The organism is Variovorax boronicumulans, from assembly GCF_019352895.1.
In the GTDB taxonomy this organism is placed as follows: Bacteria; Pseudomonadota; Gammaproteobacteria; order Burkholderiales; family Burkholderiaceae_C; genus Variovorax; species Variovorax boronicumulans_A.
This window is the reverse complement of sequence record NZ_JAAAFX010000014.1, coordinates 476,011-495,955: the sequence shown is the minus strand read 5'-3', so window position 1 is coordinate 495,955 and position 19,945 is coordinate 476,011. Positions and strand designations below refer to the sequence as shown.

Genomic DNA, 19,945 nt, shown 5'->3' with positions numbered 1-19,945 from the left:
CACCGACCATGAACAACTCCGCACTCCCCACCGCATGGCCTCCCCGCCGCCTCGAGGCCGTCATCTTCGACTGGGCCGGCACGCTGGTCGACTTCGGCTCGCTGGCGCCCACGCAGATCTTCGTCGAGGCCTTCGCCACCTTCGGCATCGCCATCACGCTGGTGCAGGCGCGCGGTCCCATGGGGTTGTCGAAGCGCGACCACATCCGCACGCTGCTGGAGGAGCCGAGCATCCTCGCGCAATGGCAACAGCGCTTCCATGCAACGCCCGCCGAGCAGGACATCGACGCGCTGTACCAGCGCTTCATGCCGATGCAGATCCAGAAGGTCGGCGACTACTCGCAGCCGATCCCGGGTGCGGTCGAGACGCTCGCCTGGCTGCGCGCGCAGGGCCTGAAGATCGGCTCCTGCTCGGGCTACCCGCGCCAGGTGCTGGACGTGCTGCTTCCGCTGGCCGCCGCGCGCGGCATCGCGCCCGACCACGTGGTGGCCGGCGACGAGCTGCCCGCGGGCGGCCGCCCCGGCCCGTACATGGCGCTGGCCAACGTGCTGGCCTTGAAGATCGGCGACGTTCGCGCCTGCGTCAAGGTCGACGACACCACGCCGGGCATCGAGGAAGGCCGCAACGCGGGCATGTGGTGCGTGGGCATCAGCCTGGCCGGCAACGAGGTCGGCCTGACCGAAGAGGCGCTGGGCCGCCTGCCGCCCGCGGAGGTCGGTGCGCTGCGCGAAGCCGCGGCGCAGCGCCTGTACGCAGCGGGCGCGCATGTCGTGATCGACAGCATCGCGGACCTGCCGCGCGCGCTGCAGGAGATCGCGCAGCGCGGCGGCGAGCCGGCTGCGCTGTAATCGCGCCGCCTCAGTGCTCGATGCTGGTGAGCGCGCCCAACGCCGAGGCATCGGTGTCCAGCAGCTTCGCCAGCAGCGTGCGCCGCCAGTCATCGTAGATCGCATGGGCCTCGGCCAGGTCGGCGCCGTAGACCCGCGCCATGTCGGCCAGCTCGTGCCGCAGGAAGGGGTTGAGCCGCTGCTGCAGCGCCTCGTCCTGCGCCAGGATCTCGCGTGTGAAGCGCGCGCGTTCCTCCTGGCCCATGGCCTGCAGCCTGTCGAGCCACCAGCCCATGATCTGGCTGCGATGGAAGGCTTCGTCGGGCCGGATGCGCGACTCGGCGAAATCCTTCATGGCCGTATCGGCGATGCGCGCGGTGCGCCGCACGATCTGCATGCGCGCCAGGATGTAGAGCTCGTAGTGGAACTCGAAAGCCAGGAAGCCGGCCACGCTGCGAAACGGGATGTCGCCCGCGCGCGCCCAGTGCTCGGCCAGGTGGCGCCGGATCTCCGGCAACGGGTCGCTGCCGCGCAGCGCCCACAGGTGGCGGCGCGCCTCCACCGCGTGGTCGCCGTCGTCGCCCAGCTGGCGCGACAGCAGCAGCTGCACATGCGGATCGTCTGCGAACACGGTGTGCATCGCGCGCGCCACGGCCTGCACGATGAACAGGTCGTGCGCGGCGGTGCGCACCCAGTCGTCGCACAGGGCCTGCACCTCCGCGGGCGTTTCGGGGCCGCGCGGCGGCGCGGCACGGCGCGCAGGCAGGCCGGGCACATGCCGGTGCGCGACGGTGAGGAACAGCGCGTCTTCCAGCGCCGGGCCCCAGTCGGTCGAAGCGGTGGCGCTCATGCCGTGGCTGCGTCGTAGCGCCGCGCCGCGCCCGCATGGCGCGTGGGCAGCTTCGCGCCTTCGCCGAAGAGCTTGTGCCGCAGCGTGCCTTGGGCATAGTCGCGCTTGTAGACGCCGCGGTCCTGCAGCACCGGCACCACCAGGTCGACGAAGTCGACATAGCTCTCGGGCGTCACGGTGCGCATCAGGTTGAAGCCGTCGATGCCGCTGTGCGCCACGCGCGCCTGCAATTCGTCGGCCACCTGCTCGGGCGAGCCCACGATGGCGGCCGTGCGGCTGCCCAGTTCCATCAGCGCGAGCAGCTTGCGCACGGTCCAGACCTTCTCCGGGCTGCGCTGCGTGATCGACTCGACCGCCGACACCATGGCCTGGGTCGGGGCGTAGCGGATCGGGTCGTCCAGGCCGTAGGTCGAGAGGTCGATGCCGGTCGAGGCGCTGAAGTGCGTCAGGCCGGCCTGCGGACTCGCGTACCGGCGGTAGTCCTCGTACTTCTCGCGTGCCTCGCGCTCGGTGGCGCCCACCACCACGATCGCGCCCGCGAACACCTTGATATCGTCGGCCCGCCGGCCATGCCGCACCGCGCGGGCGCGGATGTCGGCCGAGATGAAGGCGTTGAGCTCGGAAGTCGGTGCGTTGATGAACACGCACTCCGCATGCGTGGCCGCGAACTCCCGCCCGCGCTCCGAGCCGCCGGCCTGGAACAGCACCGGTGTGCGCTGCGGCGAGGGCTCGCTGAGGTGGATCGCATCGAGCTTGTGGAAGGGCCCGTCGTGCACGATGCGGTGCACCTTGCCGGGCTGCGTGAACACGCGTCCCGCGCGGTCGCGCACCACGGCGTCGTCTTCCCAGCTGCCTTCCCACAGCTTGTAGACCAGGTCCATGTAGTCGTCGGCCATGTCGTAGCGCTCGTCGTGCCGGATCTGCTCGGTCAGCCCGTGGGCGCGCGCGGCGCTGTCGAGGTAGCCCGTGACGATGTTCCAGCCCACGCGGCCCTCGGTCAGGTGGTCGAGCGTCGACATGCGGCGCGCGAACAGGTAGGGCCGCTCGTAGCTCACGTTCGAGGTCACGCCGAAGCCCAGGTGCTGCGTCACCGCGGCCATCGCAGGGATCAGCAGCAGCGGGTCGTTGATCGGCACCTGCACCGACTCCTGCAGCGCGGCTTCGGGCGACTGGCCGAAGACGTCGTTGACGCCGACGATGTCGGCCAGGAACAGGCCGTCGAACTTGCCGCGCTCCAGCGTGCGCGCGAGCTCGGTCCAGTAGCCGAGGCGCCGGTAGTCCTCGGAACGGTCGCGCGGATGCGTCCAGAGGCCGTGCGCGATGTGGCCCACGCTGTTCATGTTGAACGCGTTAAGCAGGATGTGCTTCTTGTCTGCCACGGGCGTGCCGCTTCCGCTCACCAGCCGAAGGCGATCAGCTCGCCGTACTGCTTGCGCAGGATTTCCTTGACCTCGGGCGTGCTGTTGTAGAGCGCGATGAAGCGCTTGACGCGCGGGTCGTTCGCATCGGCCGTGCGCGTCACCCAGTGGATGGCGTAGAGCGTCGAAGGCTTTTGGTAGACGATCGCGCCGTTCGGGTCCTTGCCCGCGAGCTTGATGAAGGACGGGAAGGTCACGCCCAGGTCCACGTCGCCCAGTGCGCGCGCCACGTGCTGCGCCTCCACCGGCACCAGCTTGAGTTGCTTCGGGTTGCCGATCACGTCGGTCACGGTGGCGCGGAAATCGGAACCGTCGCGCAGCTTGATCAGGCCCACGTCGTCGAGCATGCGCAGCGCCCGGCCAGTGTTGACCGGGTCGTTGGCGAAGGACACGGTGGCGCCCTGCTTGACGTCCTCCAGCCGCTTGACGCGGTCGGAGTAGATGCCGAGCCAGGTGATGTAGCCGGGCGCGACGGCCTTGAGGTCGTAGCCCTTGGCCGACTTGACGTTCTCCAGGAAGGGGATGTGCTGGAAGTAGTTGACGTCGATCGCGCCTTCGGCCAGCGCGGTGTTGGGCGTGACCCAGTCGTTGAACTCGATGATCTCGACCTTGATGCCTTCGGCTTCGATCTTCCTGGCGATCAGCTTCACGGCGTCGTTGGCCGGGCTCGCGGCCAGGCCGATGCGCAGGGGCTTGCTCGCCTGCGCCGATGCGATGCCCGGCCCCGCGAGCCCGGCCGCCAGGGCCGCGGTGGAGAGGACGGAATGGAGAAGCAGCCGGCGACGGCTGGCCAGAAGAGGCGTCTGCATGAAAGGACCCAGGCGTTGTGAAGAGGGAGCGCACTGTTTCACTTCCGCGCCGGGAGGCCAAGGAATCAAATCGACTTTCGATAGACGGAACAGACAGGCGGGGCAAGCGCTGCCGCCCATGGGCCGGCAATCCGTAGGCCGAAGGTCAGGTCTTCGGCGCCTCGCTCCTGTAGCCTTGCGCGCCGATGAAATCTCCTGCCCCGCAAGACAACCCTTTCCTTCCGCACATCGCCACCGAACGCCTCGCGCTGCGGCCGCTGGCCGCCGCAGATGCCGATGCGCTGTTCGCCATCTTCTCCGACCCCGAGGTCATGAAGTACTGGAACACCCCGCCCTGGCCCTCGGTCGACATCGCGGCGCGCTTCATCGCGGAGCGCCGCGAGGAGATGGACCGCCAGGCCGCGCTCACGCTGGGCATCTGCCTGAAGGGCGGGGACCCACCGATCGGAAAATGCATGCTCTTCGCCATCGACAAGGCCTCCAGGCGGGCCGAGATCGGCTTCGGCATCGGCCGCAGCCACTGGGGCAAGGGCTACATCGCCGAGGCGGGCCACGCGCTCATCGCCCATGGCTTCGAACGGCTCGGCCTGCGCCGCATCGAGGCCGAGATCGACCCCGACAACGGCGCTTCGGCCCAGGCGCTCGAACGGCTGGGCTTCCGCCGCGAAGGCCTGCTGCGCCAGCGCTGGGAGATCGACGGCGTGGTGTCCGACTCGGCGCTCTACGGGCTGCTGGCCAGCGATCGCTAGCCGGAGCCGCGCCCCGGCTCAGGCGTTCGCGTCGCCCGAGCGCGTGAACGAGTAGCGGTGGATGTCGGTGCGCAGCTTCCATCCCTTGCCGGCCCAGTACTGCTGGGCCAGCGCATTGGTCTGTAACACGTCGATGTGCGTCTTGAGGATGCCCAGCGACGCGAGGCCGGCCAGGCAGCGTTCGACCAGCGCCGAGGCGATGCCGGCGCGACGGTGGGCCGGCTGCACCAGCAGGTGCTGCAGATAGCCGCGGCGGCCGTCGTGCCCGCACATCACGCAGCCGACCACGGCACCCGATGCCACGGCAACGAAGCTCAGGCCCGGATTGCGCTGCAGGTAGCGCTCGGTGGCGGCGAGCGAGTCGGCGTCGCGCAATGAGATGCCGGGCGTCTGCTTCATCAGGGCGATCACATCGTCGTAGTCGTCGATGGTCATGGTGCGGATGAGCGTGTGGGAGGGGGCGTCAGGTCCGGTCACGGAGGGCATGGGCACAGTGGATGGGAAGGCGATTGTGCAGCGGCCGGGCGACGCGCCGGACTCAGAACTTCGGCGCCGGAAACTTCATGTCCCGGTAGCGCACGATGCCGCCGCCGCGCACCAGCCGGTAGCCCAGCCAGATCGCGAAGAACAGCGGCAGGCCGATGTAGGTCGCGACCACGCCGGCCCAGTCGATGCGGCCGTTGAGGAAGGCCTGGTAGTTCTGGCCCAGCGTGATCACCAGGCACAGCAGGAAGGCGAACACCGGCCCGAGCGGGAACAGGCCCGCGCGGTAGGGCAGCGCGCCCAGGTCGAGGCCCTGCGCCGCGTAGCCCTTGCGGAAGCGGTAGTGGCTCAGCGCGATGCCCAGCCAGGCGATGAAGCCGGTCATGCCCGAGGCGTTGAGCAGCCAGATGTAGACCTTCTGCGGGCTGAACACGAAGCTGAAGAAGCACAGGCCCGCCACCACCGCCGTGGCCCACAGCGCCATGCGCGGCACGCCGTTGGCCGTGACGCGCGCGAAGATGCGCGGCGCCTTGCCTTCGACCGCCAGCGTGTAGAGCATGCGGGTGGAGGCGTACATGCCCGAGTTGCCCGCCGACAGCACCGAGGTCAGCACCACCGCGTTCATCAGCGCCGCGGCCGACAGCAGGCCGGCGCGCTCGAACACCAGCGTGAAGGGGCTCAGGCTGATGTCGCCCACCTCGTTCTTGAGCAGCTTCGGATCGGTGTAGGGGATCAGCAGGCTGATGACGCCAATGGCGAGCACGTAGAACAGCAGGATGCGCCAGAACACCTGCCGCACCGCGCGCGGGATGTTGCGTGCCGGGTCTTCCGATTCGCCGGCCGCGATGCCGATGAGCTCGGTGCCCTGGAAGGAGAAGCCGACGATCATGGCCACGCCGATCAGCGCCGCGAAACCGCCGACGAAGGGCGCGTCGCCGAGGCCCCAGTTGGCGAGGTTGCCCATGAAGCCCTGGGGCGAGCCGCCGCGCAGGATGCCGAAGATCATCAGCGTGCCCAGGCCGATGAAGACGATCACGGTCAGGACCTTGATCGCCGCGAACCAATACTCGGCCTCGGCAAAGCCGCGCACCGAGATCGCGTTGAGCCCGAACATCAGCGCCAGGAACAGCGCGCTCCAGAGCACGCCCGGCACGTCGGGAAACCAGTAGGCCATCACCAGCTGCGCGGCCACCAGGTCGACCGCGATGGTCACGGCCCAGTTGTACCAGTAGTTCCAGCCGATCGCGAAGCCGAAGCCCTCGTCGACATAGCGCGCGCCATAGGTGGCGAAGGAGCCCGACACGGGCATGAACGCGGCCAGCTCGCCGAGGCTGGTCATGAGGAAATAGACCATCAGGCCGACCACCGCATAGGCCAGCAGCGCGCCGCCCGGGCCGGCCTGCGAGATGGTCGCGCCCGAGGCGACGAAGAGGCCGGTGCCGATCGATCCGCCCACGGCGATCATCGACAGGTGCCGGGCCTTGAGCACGCGATGCAGCCCCCGGTTCCCGGGCGGTGTGTCTTGCCCGTCGGCGGTCGTCCCTGCCTGCAGTTCCATGGTTCTCTCTTTGTTGTCTTGACGAAGGGACGCCACTGTAGCCGGGTGGACCGCCCTCCTTTGGCCGGCCGCTAGCGGCGCGCGCGCGAGACCCGGCGCCTGGGCGCCTTGCCCGGCATCGGCAGGCGCTGCGCGAGGCAGGCGATCAGTTCCTGCGCCACCACGTTGCGCGTGGGCCCCGGCTGGTAGACCAGCACCACGCGCCGCTCGATGCGCGGCTTCGCGAGCGACAGCACCACCAGTTCGGGGTCGCGCAGCGAGGAGGTGTAGAGCTGCGGCATCAGGCCCAGCGCGAGCCCGCCGCGCACCAGCGCGTAGAGCGTCTCGGAATAGCTGACGCGGTAGGGCTCGGCGCCCTGCGCGAACTGGGCGCGCGCCGGGTCGCCCAGGGCCGGCATGCTGCCGCTCTCGAACAGCACCAGCCGCTCGCGGCCGATGGCCTCCCAGTTCACCTCGCCCGCCTGCGCGAGCGGATGGTCGTGGCGCACCACCAGCACCAGCGGGTCGCGGAACAGATCGACGCAGGCCAGGCCGCCGGGCGGCTCGGTGATGGCGACCACCGCCATGTCGAGCTGGCCGCCGCGCACCTCGGTCACCAGCGTGGTCGACGGCGCATCGCGCCAGGCGAACTCGACCGCCTGCGGCGCGTCGCGCACGAAATCCGCCACCGCGGCCGCGACCCTGGCACTGGCCGAGGGGATGACGCCCACGCGCACATAGGCCCGGCCGCGCTGCACCGTGCTCTCGATGTCGTGCAGCACCACCTCCAGCGTGTTGACCAGGAAGTCGGTGCGCGCCAGCACCTCGGCGCCGACCGGTGTGAGTTCCAGCCGGTGCGTGGAGCGGGTCAGCAGTTCGGCGCCGAGCAGCTTCTCCATCTGCTTGATGGCATTGCTCAGCGCGGGCTGGGTGATCGACAGCCGGCGCGCGGCGCGCCCGAACTGACCCTCCTGCACCAGCACCGAGAAGAACTGGAGCTGACGCAGGGTCAGCGCGCGCAGGGCCGAAGAAGTCATGGCTGGTTATTCATTGGCTGAATCAAATTATAGATATTTGAAATTTTTCTTATCCCCCCTTCTTCCCTAGACTGCGCCGCATGCGCTCCACCTCCCCTCTTCCGCCTGCGCTCGAATCCTTCCTGCACGCGATCCCGAAGGTCGAGCTGCACTGCCATCTGTTCGGCACGGTGCGGCACGCCACCTTCGCGGCGCTCAACCGCCAGGCCGGCATGCCGCTGGCCGAGGACGAGGTCGAAGCCTTCTACACGCGCGGCGAAAAGCCGGTCGGTGTGCTGCGCGTGCTGCGCGCGCTCGACGCCCAGCTGATCCGCAGCGCCGAGGACCTGTACCGGATCACGCGCGAGTACCTCGAGGACGCGGCCGCCCACAACGTGCGCTACAGCGAGTTCTGCTGGAACCCCACCGGCACCGTGCATGCCTCGGGCATCGGCTACGCCGCGGCCCAGCAGGCGATCGTGCGCGCCATCCACGATGCCCAGCGCCAGTTCGGCATCGTCGGGCGCCTGATCGCGGCGATCGACCGCGAGGCCACGCCCGAGGCCGCGGTCGAGATGGTGGACTGGGTCACGGCGCAGCGCTGCGAGGAGGTGATCGGCATCGGCATCGACTACCGCGAGAACGACCGGCCGCCCGAGCTCTTCGTGCAGGCGTATCGAAACGCGCGCCGCGCCGGCCTGCGGACCACCGCCCACGCGGGCGAGTTCGGCACGCCCTGGACCAACGTGCGCACCGCGCTGGACCTGCTCCAGGTGGACCGCATCGACCACGGCTACACGGTGGTCGACCAGCCGGACTTCGCCCGCGAATGCGCGGAACGCGGCGTGCTGTTCACCGTGGTGCCGACCAACTCCTACTACCTGCGCACGCTGCCGCCCGAGCGCTGGGCGCTCGACCACCCGATCCGGCGCATGCCCGGCCTGGGCCTGCGCATCCACCCGAACACCGACGACCCGACGCTGCACCAGGTCACGCCCACCCAGGCCTGGGCCATGATGGTCCGCGACTTCGGCTTCGGCCTGGACGACCTGCGCGGCTTCATGCACAACGGCCTCGACGGCGCCTGGATCGACGACACGACGCGGCGCGCCTGGCGCACCCAATGGAGCGCCGAGTTCGACGCGCTGCGCGCGCGGCTGCAGCAAGACACCCCCACCCTCTCCGGAACCTGAACATGCCCACGCTCAAGCCCCTGCTCCTCGCATCGATGGCCCTGGCGGCCATCGGCGGCAACGCCTTCGCCCAGTCGCCCGCCTGGCCGGGCGGCCGGCCGATCACGCTGATCGTTCCCTATTCGGCCGGCGGCAGCGTGGACTTCAACACCCGCCTGGTGGCCACCAGGCTGGGCGAACGGCTCAAGCAGTCGGTGGTGATCGAGAACGTGAGCGGTGCCGGCGGCGCCATCGGCGTGGCCAAGGCGGTGAACGCGGCGCCCGACGGCTACACGCTGGTCGTCGGGCCCGACAGCGCGATCGCCATCGGCAGGCTGATCAACCCCGCGGCCTTCAAGTTCGATCCGCTCAAGGACCTCGCGCCGGTGGGCATGCTCAACACCGCGCCCATGGTGCTGGTCGCGCGGCCGGGCCTGCCGGTGCAGAGCTACGCCGACTTCGTCAAGCTGGCCAAGGCCGCGCCGGGCCAGTACAGCTACGCGACCTCGGGCGTGGGCACGGTGCTGCAGCTGGCGATGGAACTGCTCAAGCAGACCGGCGGCATCTTCGTGACCCATGTGCCCTACCGCGGCGGCGCGCAGATCGCCACCGACGTGATCGGCAACCAGGTCGACCTGGCCATGCTGGTCAGCACCAGCGCCATCCCGCACGTCAACGGCCACCGCCTGAAGGCGCTGGGCGTGACCGGCAGCCAGCGGCTCGACGCGCTGCCCAACGTGCCGACCTTCGGCGAGATGCCGGGCCTGAAGGGCTACTCGATGGTCAGCTGGACCGGCATCTTCGCGCCGGCCGCCACGCCGCCGGCGATCGTCGCGCGCATCAACCAGGAACTCAACGCGGTACTCCAGGACCCCGAGGTGCGCGCCAAGCTGCAGGAACAGGGCGCGCTGCCCGGCGGCGGCTCGGCCGCGGAACTCGGCGCCTTCGTCAAGGCCGAGTACGCGCGCAACCAGAAGATCGTGCAGGCCGCCAACATCAAGGAGTGAGCCGCCGCACGGCGCGCACCTTTACCGCGGCCCCCGGGGCATGCTGGAATGCGAAAGCATCCCGCACTGCCCCATGGACCTTCTGCACCACCCCCTCGTCCGCAGCGTGCTCGTGCCCGCGCTGCTGGCATTTCTGCTGTGCGGCCTGCTGCGCCGGGCGGCCGGCGCGCGCTGGGCCGCCGCGGGCACCGCCGTCGCGCTGGTCGTGGCCTGCGCCTGGGTGGTCGGCTGGCCGTCGAACCCCGGCAGCCTGATCGGCAAGCTGCCATGGGCGATGCTGGGCGCGGCGGTGCTGGGCGCCGCGCTGGAAGCCCTGCGCGCGGGCCTGCGCACCCAATGGCTGGTCGCCGCCGCAGCCTGGGCGCTGATGCTCTTCGTGCTGGGCGCAGCCACACCGCTCGCGGGCGTGGGGGCCTGGGCGGTGGGCACTGCGGTATTGGGTGCCGTGCTGCAGCCGCGTGACGACACCGCCGATGCCCCTGCGCTGCTGGCGGTCGCCGGGCTGGGGCTGGCGGGCGTGGCGATGCTGTCCGCGTCGCTGCTGCTGTTCGAACTGGCACTGGGCGCGGGCGTGGCGGTCGCCGCCACGGCGCTGTGGCTCTGGCCCCGCGCGCGCATCGCCTTCGGGCCGGCCGGCCGCATCGCGGCGGCGCTGGGCTGGCTGGCGCTGGCCCATGCCACCCTGCGCCTCACGCAGGCCCCGGCCGCCGCGCTGGGGCTGCTGGCGCTCGGCTTCGCGGCCGGGCCGCTGCTGGACCGCTGGCCGCGCGCCGCGCAGCCGCCCTGGGCGCGGCCCCTGTGGCGCGCCGCCGGCGCGGCCGTCTGCGCGGCGGCGGCGATCGCGGTCGTGCTGCTGGCGGGCACGGCTGCCGCGCCCGGCACCGTGCCGCCGGGCGAAGGGGACGGGTATCCGTACTACACGCCGCGCTGGTAGCGCTGCTAGCATGCCTTCGACCGACCGCATCCGTGGGTGCCGCCGCTGGCGGCCGGGGCGGCAAGACCATCACAGGAGTCCATCTTCTGAGCGCCCTGCCCGTTCCCTCCCTTCCTTCGGCTGCGCCCGGCGACGTCGCCGCGCTGTGGCCGCTGTGCCTGGCCATCGCCGAGCGCCGGCGCCGGGGTGAGGCCGCGCCCGACGGGCCCGCGCCGCTGGCCTGGTCCGACGGCCACGGCTACGCGCTGCAGGGCGACTGGGATGCGCCCGCGCAGGCGCTGTTCGCGCTGCTCAAGCCGCTGCTCGACCGCCGCGGTGCCCATGCCCGATGGGTCATCGGCCAGCTGGGCCAGAGCCTGGACGGCTGCATCGCCACCCACAACGGCGACTCCTGCTTCGTCAACGGCCCCGAGGGCCTGGTGCACGTGCACCGCCTGCGCGCGCTGTGCGATGCGGTGATCGTGGGGGCCGGCACCGCCTGCCTGGACAACCCGCAACTCACGACCCGCCGCGTCGAGGGGCCGCACCCGACGCGGGTGCTGATCGATCCCGGCCTGCGCGTGCTGGCCGATGCGCGCGTGTTCACCGACGCTCAGGCGCCCACGCTGCTGGTGTGCGCGCCCGAGCATCGGGCCCGCGCCGAGGCGCGGCTGGGCACGCAGCAGGTGATCCCCGTGCCGCGCAGCGCCGCGCTGGACGGCCAGCTGCCACTGGCGGACGTGGTGGCCGCCCTGCACGCGCGCGGCCTGAACCTGCTGTTCGTCGAGGGAGGTGGCGTGACCGTGTCGCAGTTCGTGCGCCAGGGCTGCCTCGACCGGCTGCACCTGATCGTCGCGCCCGTGATGATCGGTGCCGGGTACCCGGGCCTGCAGGTGCGCCGATCGAATGCGATGGGCGAGGCGCTGCGCCCCGCAGCCCGCACCTTCGCGCTGGGCGGCGACCTGCTCTGGGACCTGGACCTGCGCGCCGCGGCACGCTGAACGCTAGAGCCAGGCCAGCAGGTCGGTGTGGCCGACCTGCAATCGCGTCGACGCGAGCCGCGCCTGGCGACGCTGCCGCCAGGCCTGCACCGCCGACGCCGCCTCGGGCGCCTGCTCGACCGCGGCGGCGGCCATGCCCTCGACCATCTCGCGCAGCATCGCGAGGTCCGCCCGCGAACGTTCGCCATCGACCTGCCAGTCGCTGGGTGCAGTAACGACCCGATAGCCCGCACGCTGCAGAAACCGGGCGGCTTCCGCGACGGCGCCGCCACCCAGGGCCGGACCGAAGCCCTTGTCGCGCCGCTGGTGGGCGCGGAAATGCGCATGCACGAGCGCGTCCGCACCGTCGGCCAGTTGCCACTGCAGGCGGTCGTCCACGCTGAGCGACCAGCCCACCGCCGCACCGGCCGCGCGGCAACGCGCGACCAGCGCCTCGAGCCATGCGGTCGACACCAGGTCCAGCAGGGCCGAGGCCGTGACGAGTTGTGCACCGTCGATCGCCGCGACACCGGCCAGGTCCGCCAGGTCCGCGCGCTGCCATGCGACCGTGAGTTGCAGGTGCTCGCCGTCGATCGCCATGCCTTCGCCCCCGGTGGCCACACAGCAGCCCTGCGCCACCGCCCACGACGACAGCGCCTGCGGCAGCGCGGCCAGCAGCGCCGGGTCGTGGTCCAGCAGCCGCCAGTGCTGGCGCCCGCCCAGCCGGGGCGCGAGCGCACGCAGGCTGGCGCCGGTACCGCAGCCCAGGTCCAACACATGCAGCGCGGCGCCGGCATCGAGGCCGCTGCGCAGGCGCGCGGCCAGCGCGGGCCAGTCCAGCAGCGGCGCCGATGCCGCGCGCGCCGCGAGGTCGAAGGGCTCGCGCAGCGCCAGCCAGCCGGCGTCGAAGCCGCTCATGGCTGCGCGGGCCCGATCGACTGCAGCGCGGCCGCGAAGCGCTGGCCGGCATCGGACCAGCGTGGCAACCGTGCCGCAGCGGCACGCGCGCCCGCGGCCAGCGTGCGGCGTGCGGCCGGCTCGTCCATCAGGCGCCGCAGCGCTTCACGCAGCGCGCCGACGTCGCCCGGCGGCACCAGGACGCCGGCGTCCGCGGGCACGGTGTCCACGATCGCGCCGGCCGCGCAGCTGACGACCGGCAGGCCGCGCGCCAGCGCCTCGGCCAGCGCCATGCCGTAGCCTTCGTGCCAGGACGGCAGCACGAACAGGTCGGCCTGGGCATAGAGCGCAGCGAGCGGCCCGGCATCGACTTCGCCGTGCCAGCGCACACGCCCGGCCAGCCCGAGCCGCTCGGCCGCCGCCTGCGACCTGCGCCCCTCCTCCGCATCGCGCACCAGGCTGCCGGCGCAATGCAGGTGCCAGCGCCGCTCGCGCAGGCCTGCCAGCGCCTCGAGCAGCACGACGTGACCCTTGCGCGGCGTGATGGTGGCCACGCACAGCAGCGACAGCGCCTGCGGGCCGGCGCCGCCGCCCGCAGCCGGGGGCGCCAAATCGGTGCCGGGCTCCACCACGCTGATGCGATCGGGCGCCACGCCGTAAGCTGCCAGCGCGCGTGCGGTCGACGGGCTGGTCACGATCACGTGCCGCGCATGCGCGAGTGCGCGGCGCTCGCTGTCGAACAGCCGGGCCCGCTGCGCTTCGCTCAACCCGGACTCGAGCGCCAGCGGGTGATGCACCAGCGCCACCCAGCGCAACCGTGCCGCATGCGCCGCGACCAGTTCGGGCAGCACGCCGAAGCCCAGGCCGTCGGCCACCACCAGCGCGCCGTCGGGCAAGGCCGCCACCACCTCCTGCGCGCGCCGGTGCGCCGCGGCGTCGGGCCAGGGGAAGCCCTCGCCCGGCGAGACCACGTCCACCTGCCATCCCGCGGCGCGCATCTGGCCGACGATCCGCCGGTCGTAGAGATAGCCGCCGGTGCGGCTGTCCCAGTCGCCCGGGACGAGGAAGGTGCAGGACGGCTGCATCAGCCGCCGGCCACCGGCCGCGGCAGCGCCGCCTCGTAGGCGGCCCAGGCGACGTGCGACTCGTTGAGGCGCACGCCCAGGTGCTCGATGCCGCCGGCATGGGAGCCCAGCTCGCCGGTCACGATGCGGTCGGCGATGCGCTCGAAGATCACGCGCGCCAGGAACTCGGTGGTGGTGTTCTGGCCGGCGAAGGCGCCGTCGTCGTCGAGGTTGCGCAGGTTGAGCTCGCCCAGCACCTCGCGCAGCACCGTGGTGGCGCGCGCGATGTCGACCACCATGCCGTCGGCGTCGAGCGCGCGGCGGTGGAAGGTCGCATCCACCACGTAGGTGGCGCCGTGCAGCCGCTGCGCGGGGCCGAAGGCCTCGCCGTGGAAGCTGTGGGCAATCATGAAATGGTCGCGGACGTTGACGCTGTACATGGTGGTGTGTCTTCAGGAGGGTTTCAGGGATAGTCGATGCGCTGGCACAGCGTGTCAGGCGCACCGGCCGCGAGTCGCGCCAGCACGGCGGGCAGTTCCTGCAGTGGTGCGTTGTCGGTGATCAGGGCGTCCAGCACGCAAGCCGCCGGCTGCGCCAGCAGCGCCAGCGCCAGCCCCATGCGGCGGCCATGGCTCCAGCGGCCGCGCTGGGCCGTGGCCACCTGGCCGACCTGGGAGCTGCGCAGCGTCAGGCGCTGCGCATGGAAGGCCTCGCCCAGCGGCAGCGGTACGGCGCGCTGGCCGTACCAGCTGAGCTCGAGCACCGTGGCCTCGAAGCCCGCGAGGCCCAGCGCGCTCGCCAGGCCGGCGGGCTGGCCGCTGGCGTGCACCACCAGGTCGGCCGCGCGCGCCGCCGCCTCCGGCAGCGCGAAGTCCAGGCCCAGGTGCGCCGCCACCGCGGCCCGTTCGGCGCGCACGTCGACCAGCTGCACCGCGCAGCCGGGGATGCGCGAGGCGAGCCAGGCCACCAAGAGCCCGACCACGCCGCCGCCTACCACCGCCACGCGATCGCCCAGGCGCGGCGCCGCATCCCACAGGGCGTTGACGGCCGTCTCCATGTTCGCCGCCAGCACCGCGCGCGCGGCCGGCAGGCCCTCGGGCAGGGGGTGGACGGCCGCGGCGGGCACGTCGTAGCGCGACTGATGCGGGTGCAGGCAGAACACCGCGCGGCCCCGGAGCGCGGGCGGGCCGGCCTCGACAAGGCCGACGCTGGCGTAGCCGTACTTCACCGGCCCGGGGAACTCGCCCTGCTGGAAGGGGGCGCGCATGCGCACGAACTCGCTGGGCGGCACCTCGCCACGGAACACCAGCAGTTCGGTGCCGCGGCTCACCGCGCTGTGCAGGGCCCGCACGCGCACCTGGTCCTCGGCCCGCGGGCCGAGCGTCCCCGCGCGCAGCACGGCCCGGCCCGGTGCCTCGGTCCAGAGGGCTTGATACGCATCGCCGACCACAGGCGTCCGAATTGCTGGCATGCTCTTTGGTGTCCCACCGCCGCCGCCCGCCGTGTGGTGGGCCATCCGGCGCAGAAGGATCTTAAGACGATGCTTTCGACCCCAGGCTCCCATCCCCCCATGGCCGCACCGGCCCCGGCCGCCTTGCGTCGCGATGCCGCGCGTGCGGTGGCGCACGTGACGCTGCTGCTGGCGGCCGGCTTGGCCGTGGTGGCGCTCCTCGCGCCGCTGCACGGCATGAGCCTGTGGCTGGTGCCCAAGGCGCTGGCGATCTTCGGCCTCGGCGCTCTGCTCATGTGGGGCGGCCTGGCGGCCCACGCACCCCATGCACGCTTCGGCGCGGCCAACGGCATCACCCTGGGGCGGCTGGCGCTGATCGCGCTGCTGGCCGCGGCCATCGGCGAAGTGCCGGCCGACCCGGCCGCCTTCGGCTGGGCGCTGGTCGCGCTGGCCACGGTGGCGGCGCTGCTCGACGCGGTGGACGGGCCCATCGCCCGGCGGCGCCACGAGGCCAGCCCCTTCGGCGCCCGCTTCGACATGGAGACCGATGCCTTGCTGATCCTCGTGCTCTGCGCACTGGCGCTGCAGCAGGGCAAGGCCGGCGCCTGGATCCTGGCCTCCGGCGCGATGCGCTATGCCTTCGTGGCGGCCGCCTGGCGCTGGCCCTGGCTTGCGCACCCGCTGCCGCCCAGCCTGCGGCGCAAGGCCGTGTGCGTGGCGCAGATCACCACGCTGATCGTGTGCCTGGGCCCGGTCGTCGAGGCCCCCGTGGCCGGCCTCGTCGCCGGCGCCGGCCTGCTCGCGCTGATCGGCTCCTTCGCGGCCGACGTGTACTGGCTCGCGCGCCATCGGCCCCGCGCCCTGGAGGTCGGCCCATGAACCTCGGCATGCCCTCGCCCACCCGCCGCGCCTTCGGCGCCGGCCTGCTCGGCTGGATCGCATGGGGCCCTGGCACGGCCTTCGCCGAGCCCGCGCGCTACGAGATCGACCCCGAGCACATCAGCGTCGGCTTCCTGGTCGAGCACATCGGCTATGCCAGGGTGCTGGGCATGTTCCGCGCCGCGCGCGGCAGCTTCCGCTTCGACGAGGCCACCGGGGAGCTGCAGGACATCCGCATCGAGGTCGACACCCGCAGCGTGTTCAGCAACCACGTCAAGCGCGACCAGCACCTCAAGAGCGCGGACTTCCTCAACGCGGCCGAATTTCCGCGCATGGTGTTCACCGCCGCCCATGCGACGCGCATCGCCGAGCGCCATTTCGCCATCGCCGGCGCGCTCGAACTGCTGGGCCGTTCGCAGCCGCTCGTGCTGCAGGCCACCTGGAACAAGAGCGGCCCCTCGCCGATCGCCAAGTCCTCCTATGTGACGGGGGTGTCGGCGCGCGGCAGCTTCCTGCGCAGCGCCTACGGCATGAACTACGGCGTGGGCAACGGCTGGGTCGGCGACGAGGTGCAGCTGATCATCGAATTCGAGGCGATCCGGCAGTGAGCCGCCTCGCGCCCTGGCTGCGCATCGCGTTGGCGCTGGCGCTGCTCAATGCATTGCTGACCCTGGGCGCGCCCGCCGCCTCCTTCTGGCCCCGGTTCACCGCGCGCGCATCGCTCGAACTGTGCGCCGGCGTGGCCTTGCTGGCGGGCTGGATCGTCTGGCGCGGCAGCACTTCCGGCCGGGCCGCGCGCTGGCTGGCGGCGGCGAGCGCCGCGCTGATCGCGGTGCACCTGCTGGACCTGACGGCCACCGCGCTGTTCGGCCGGCCGCTCAACCTGTACTGGGACGGCCGGCACCTGGGCAGCGTGCTGGCGCAGCACGGGGTGCCGGCCTGGCAGGTCGCCGCAGCCAGCGGCGTGCTGCTGCTGGCGCTGGCCGCCGTGGCCGCGCTGGCCTGGGCCTGCTGGCGGACGCTGGAACGCGGGCTGGCCGGGCGCCCGGCACGCCTCGCCCTGCTCGCGCTGTGCGGCGCGCTGATGCTGGCGCGGGCGGCCGACGGCATCGGCGGCTTCGAGAGCTGGCGCGCCTTCTCCGACCCGGTCTCGCGGGTCGTGCTGCGCCAGGCGCAGTTCATGCTCGCGCAGTCGCGCGCGGACGGCGCGGCATCGCGGCTGTCGCCGAGCCCGGCCTTCGGTGCCGACCTCGAGGCGCTCCACGGCGCCGACGTGCTGGTGCTGTTCTCCGAGTCGTATGGCGTGTGCACCCTCGACGACCCGGCGCAAGCCCAGGCACTCGCCGGCCCGCGCGACGCGCTGGCGCAGGCGATCGCCGCCAGCGGACGCGCGGCGGTGTCGGCGCGCGTGCGCTCACCCACCTTCGGCGGCGGCTCCTGGCTCGCGCACGGCGCGCTGCTGACCGGCGTCGACACGCGCGACCCGCTCGACTACGACCTGCTGCTGACCACCCGGCGGCCCACGCTGGCGCAGCATTTCGTCGCGCACGGCTATGAGACCGTGAGCTGGATGCCGGGCCTGCAGCGGCCCTGGCCCGAAGGCCGCTTCTTCGGCTTCGACCGCTACGTGGATGCGAACACCATGGGCTACACAGGCTTGCCCTTCGGCGCGTGGCGCATCCCCGACCAGGCCGCGATGGCGCTGCTGCACGCGCAGGAACTGGCAGTGCCGGCCGCGGCACGCAAGCCGCGCTTCATCGTCTTTCCCACGCTCAACAGCCACGCGCCTTTCCATCCGCTGCCGCCCTTCGTCGCCGACTGGACGCGGCTCACCGGGCCCGCGGCCTACACCCCGGCGCAGCAGATGCATGCGATGGAGGAGCTGACGTCCTGGCGCGACCCGTTGCCGGCGTACGTGCAATCGATCGCCCTGACCTGGCAGTGGCTGGGCGCCTACCTGCGCGAACAGGCGCCGCCTCATCTGGTCGTGGTGCTGATCGGCGACCACCAGCCCTGGGCCCGCGTGAGCGGCAGCGGCAACGACTGGGACGTGCCGGTGCACGTCATCGGCGCCGATCCCGCGCTGCTGCGCCGCTTCGAGCGCGCGGGCTTTCGCCAGGGCCTGCTGCCGGGCGCCGAGACGCTGGGTGACATGCAGGACCTCGCACCGCTGCTGTCGAAGGTCTTCGCGCGGCCCTGATGCGCGGCCTGGCTTAGACCGCGATCGCCATAACCTAGTGAGCAATGGTTCGTTGCCGCCGCAAGGGCGCCGGGCTTAAGGTGGCCGCCACCCCGCTCTCCACCGCGCACCATGACCTCCCCCCGGCAGCTCAAGCTCGGCGCCTTCATGCGCCCCGTCAGCATCCACACCGGCGCCTGGCGCTACCCGGGCGCCTTCCCCGACGCCAACTTCAACTTCGCGCACCTGAAGCGCTTTGCCCAGACGCTCGAGCGCGCGCGCTTCGACGCCTTCTTCATGGCCGACCACCTGGCCGTGCTCAACATGCCGATCGCGGCGCTGCAGCGCAGCCACACGGTGAGCTCCTTCGAGCCCTTCACGCTGCTGTCGGCGCTGGCGCAGCACACCCGGCACATCGGCCTGGTCGCGACGGCCTCGACCACCTTCGACGAACCCTTCCACATCGCGCGCCGCTTCGCCTCGCTCGACCACCTGAGCGAAGGCCGTGCGGGCTGGAACATCGTGACCACCAGCAACCCGGATGCGGCGAAGAACTTCGGCCGCGACGACCACATGGCACACGACGAGCGCTACGCCCGCGCACGCGAGTTCTACGACGTGGTGACCGGCCTGTGGGACAGCTGGGCCGACGACGCCTTCGTGCGCGACGTCGACAGCGGCCGCTTCTTCGACCCCGAGCGGCTGCACACGCTCGATCACAGGGGAAAGTACCTGTCGGTGCGCGGCCCGCTGCACATCGCGCGGCCGGTGCAGGGCTGGCCGGTGATCGTGCAGGCCGGTGCCTCGGAGCCTGGCCGTCAACTCGCGGCCGAGACCGCCGAAGTGATCTTCGCCGCACCCGGCACGCTGGACGAGGGCCGGCGCTTCTACGCCGACGTCAAGGGTCGGCTGGCCGCGTTGGGCCGCGAGCGCGACCACCTCAAGATCCTGCCCGCCGCCTTCGTGGTGGTGGGCGACACGGTAGCCGAGGCGCGCGCCATCCGCGCGAAGCTCGACAGCCTGGTGCACTACGAAAGCGCGATCGCCTCGCTGTCGATCATGCTGGGCCATGACGCCTCCGCCTTCGACCCCAACAAACCGCTGCCCGAGATTCCACCGACCAACGCCAGCCAGAGCAGCCGCGAACGCGTGATCGCGCTGGCGCAGCGCGAGGGCTTCACCGTGCGCCAGCTCGCGCAGCGCATCGGCGGCTACGGCGGCCTGGCCTTCGTGGGCACGGCCCAGACCATCGCCGACGAGATGCAGGAATGGCTCGAGGCCGAAGGCTCCGACGGCTTCAACATCATGTTCCCGTGGCTGCCCGGCGGCCTCGACGCCTTCGCCGACAAGGTGGTGCCGGAGCTGCAGCGGCGCGGCATCTTCCGGCGCGAGTACGAGGGCAAGACGCTGCGCGAGAACCTCGGGCTGCCGCGGCCGGCGAACCGCTTCTTCCCCGACGCGCCAGGCAGCGCGGACTAGACCGCGACCACCGCCGACCGCGCGCGCGGACAGCGGGACGCTGTCCGGCAGCAACGCCAAGGCCTGGGCACCGCGGGCCGCGGTGCCCACACTGGCCACGAAGGTCAGGCGCGAGTCGCGGCATGCAAAGACCAGGTTGAACGTGCCGTAGGCCTCACGGACATCGACCTCGCAGATGTCGCCATGAGGTCGCTGGTGTCGGCGGAGCACCCGGAAAACCAGTTGCTGCGGCTCGA

General features: G+C 71.9%; 20 protein-coding genes. 10 read left to right on the top strand and 10 right to left on the bottom strand.

Annotation, left to right across the window (positions count from 1 at the left end):
- Positions 1-8 precede the first annotated feature (8 nt).
- A complete protein-coding gene (phnX, locus tag K0H49_RS28740) occupies positions 9-848 on the top strand; it encodes a phosphonoacetaldehyde hydrolase (protein WP_219220050.1) in 840 nt (279 codons plus the stop codon).
- Between the two features lie 10 nt (positions 849-858).
- Here phnX and K0H49_RS28735 read toward each other — a convergent pair whose 3' ends face one another.
- Genes K0H49_RS28735 through K0H49_RS28725 form a run of 3 tightly spaced genes read right to left on the bottom strand, consistent with a single transcriptional unit; the run spans position 859 to position 3,904 of the window.
- Positions 859-1,677, bottom strand: coding sequence for a hypothetical protein (locus tag K0H49_RS28735; protein WP_219220048.1), 819 nt, complete (start codon positions 1,675-1,677; stop codon positions 859-861).
- Entirely contained in the window at positions 1,674-3,017 is a 1,344-nt protein-coding gene (locus K0H49_RS28730; RefSeq protein ID WP_219220403.1) for an LLM class flavin-dependent oxidoreductase, read from the bottom strand. Before K0H49_RS28730 ends, K0H49_RS28735 begins: the two co-directional genes overlap by 4 nt.
- Before the next feature lie 56 nt (positions 3,018-3,073).
- Positions 3,074-3,904, bottom strand: coding sequence for a MetQ/NlpA family ABC transporter substrate-binding protein (locus K0H49_RS28725; RefSeq protein ID WP_219220046.1), 831 nt, complete (start codon positions 3,902-3,904; stop codon positions 3,074-3,076).
- A gap of 185 nt (positions 3,905-4,089) precedes the next feature.
- On the opposite strand from K0H49_RS28725, the gene K0H49_RS28720 reads away from it, so the two are divergent.
- Positions 4,090-4,653, top strand: a complete 564-nt coding sequence (locus K0H49_RS28720; RefSeq protein WP_219220044.1) for a GNAT family N-acetyltransferase — start codon at positions 4,090-4,092, stop codon at positions 4,651-4,653.
- An 18-nt stretch (positions 4,654-4,671) separates the two neighbouring features.
- On the opposite strand, the gene K0H49_RS28715 is transcribed toward K0H49_RS28720, so the two are convergent.
- The 3 genes from K0H49_RS28715 to K0H49_RS28705 all read right to left on the bottom strand — a co-directional run bounded on the left by K0H49_RS28715 (position 4,672) and on the right by K0H49_RS28705 (position 7,710).
- Positions 4,672-5,088 (bottom strand): GNAT family N-acetyltransferase, encoded by a 417-nt coding sequence (locus K0H49_RS28715; RefSeq protein WP_219220042.1) that lies wholly within the window; start codon positions 5,086-5,088, stop codon positions 4,672-4,674.
- Between the two features lie 103 nt (positions 5,089-5,191).
- The gene (locus K0H49_RS28710) at positions 5,192-6,694 is read right to left on the bottom strand and encodes an amino acid permease (protein WP_219220040.1); all 1,503 of its coding nucleotides are present in this window, start codon (positions 6,692-6,694) and stop codon (positions 5,192-5,194) included.
- Positions 6,695-6,765: 71 nt separating this feature from the next.
- The gene (locus tag K0H49_RS28705; protein ID WP_219220038.1) at positions 6,766-7,710 is read right to left on the bottom strand and encodes a LysR family transcriptional regulator; all 945 of its coding nucleotides are present in this window, start codon (positions 7,708-7,710) and stop codon (positions 6,766-6,768) included.
- A gap of 80 nt (positions 7,711-7,790) precedes the next feature.
- Here K0H49_RS28705 and add point away from each other — a divergent pair, with 80 nt between their 5' ends.
- The 4 genes from add (at position 7,791) to K0H49_RS30925 (ending at position 11,782) form a co-directional block, all read left to right on the top strand.
- Complete coding sequence (gene add, locus K0H49_RS28700; RefSeq protein WP_219220036.1) at positions 7,791-8,882, top strand: adenosine deaminase; 1,092 nt, start codon at positions 7,791-7,793, stop codon at positions 8,880-8,882.
- A 2-nt stretch (positions 8,883-8,884) separates the two neighbouring features.
- On the top strand, positions 8,885-9,868 hold the full coding sequence (locus tag K0H49_RS28695; RefSeq protein WP_219220034.1) for a Bug family tripartite tricarboxylate transporter substrate binding protein: 984 nt from the start codon (positions 8,885-8,887) through the stop codon (positions 9,866-9,868).
- Positions 9,869-9,941: 73 nt separating this feature from the next.
- Complete coding sequence (locus K0H49_RS28690) at positions 9,942-10,802, top strand: hypothetical protein (protein WP_219220032.1); 861 nt, start codon at positions 9,942-9,944, stop codon at positions 10,800-10,802.
- Positions 10,803-10,834: 32 nt separating this feature from the next.
- Entirely contained in the window at positions 10,835-11,782 is a 948-nt protein-coding gene (locus K0H49_RS30925) for a RibD family protein (protein ID WP_219220029.1), read from the top strand.
- Between the two features lie 3 nt (positions 11,783-11,785).
- On the opposite strand, the gene K0H49_RS28680 is transcribed toward K0H49_RS30925, so the two are convergent.
- The 4 genes from K0H49_RS28680 to K0H49_RS28665 are packed head-to-tail and all read right to left on the bottom strand — an operon-like array spanning position 11,786 to position 15,193.
- On the bottom strand, positions 11,786-12,679 hold the full coding sequence (locus K0H49_RS28680; protein WP_219220027.1) for a class I SAM-dependent methyltransferase: 894 nt from the start codon (positions 12,677-12,679) through the stop codon (positions 11,786-11,788).
- Complete coding sequence (locus K0H49_RS28675) at positions 12,676-13,743, bottom strand: glycosyltransferase family 4 protein (protein WP_219220025.1); 1,068 nt, start codon at positions 13,741-13,743, stop codon at positions 12,676-12,678. The genes K0H49_RS28680 and K0H49_RS28675 overlap by 4 nt, the downstream gene beginning before the upstream one ends.
- Entirely contained in the window at positions 13,743-14,162 is a 420-nt protein-coding gene (locus tag K0H49_RS28670; protein WP_219220023.1) for a 6-pyruvoyl trahydropterin synthase family protein, read from the bottom strand. Before K0H49_RS28670 ends, K0H49_RS28675 begins: the two co-directional genes overlap by 1 nt.
- A gap of 23 nt (positions 14,163-14,185) precedes the next feature.
- Positions 14,186-15,193 (bottom strand): zinc-dependent alcohol dehydrogenase, encoded by a 1,008-nt coding sequence (locus K0H49_RS28665; RefSeq protein WP_257625270.1) that lies wholly within the window; start codon positions 15,191-15,193, stop codon positions 14,186-14,188.
- 99 nt (positions 15,194-15,292) lie between these two features.
- On the opposite strand from K0H49_RS28665, the gene K0H49_RS28660 reads away from it, so the two are divergent.
- From K0H49_RS28660 to K0H49_RS28645, 4 genes are all read left to right on the top strand, one after another.
- Positions 15,293-16,051, top strand: coding sequence for a CDP-alcohol phosphatidyltransferase family protein (locus K0H49_RS28660; protein ID WP_219220021.1), 759 nt, complete (start codon positions 15,293-15,295; stop codon positions 16,049-16,051).
- Positions 16,048-16,659 (top strand): YceI family protein, encoded by a 612-nt coding sequence (locus K0H49_RS28655; RefSeq protein ID WP_257625269.1) that lies wholly within the window; start codon positions 16,048-16,050, stop codon positions 16,657-16,659. The genes K0H49_RS28660 and K0H49_RS28655 overlap by 4 nt, the downstream gene beginning before the upstream one ends.
- A complete protein-coding gene (locus tag K0H49_RS28650; RefSeq protein ID WP_219220020.1) occupies positions 16,656-18,251 on the top strand; it encodes a hypothetical protein in 1,596 nt (531 codons plus the stop codon). The genes K0H49_RS28655 and K0H49_RS28650 overlap by 4 nt, the downstream gene beginning before the upstream one ends.
- 111 nt (positions 18,252-18,362) lie before the next feature.
- On the top strand, positions 18,363-19,709 hold the full coding sequence (locus K0H49_RS28645; protein WP_219220018.1) for an LLM class flavin-dependent oxidoreductase: 1,347 nt from the start codon (positions 18,363-18,365) through the stop codon (positions 19,707-19,709).
- Positions 19,710-19,945: the final 236 nt, after the last annotated feature.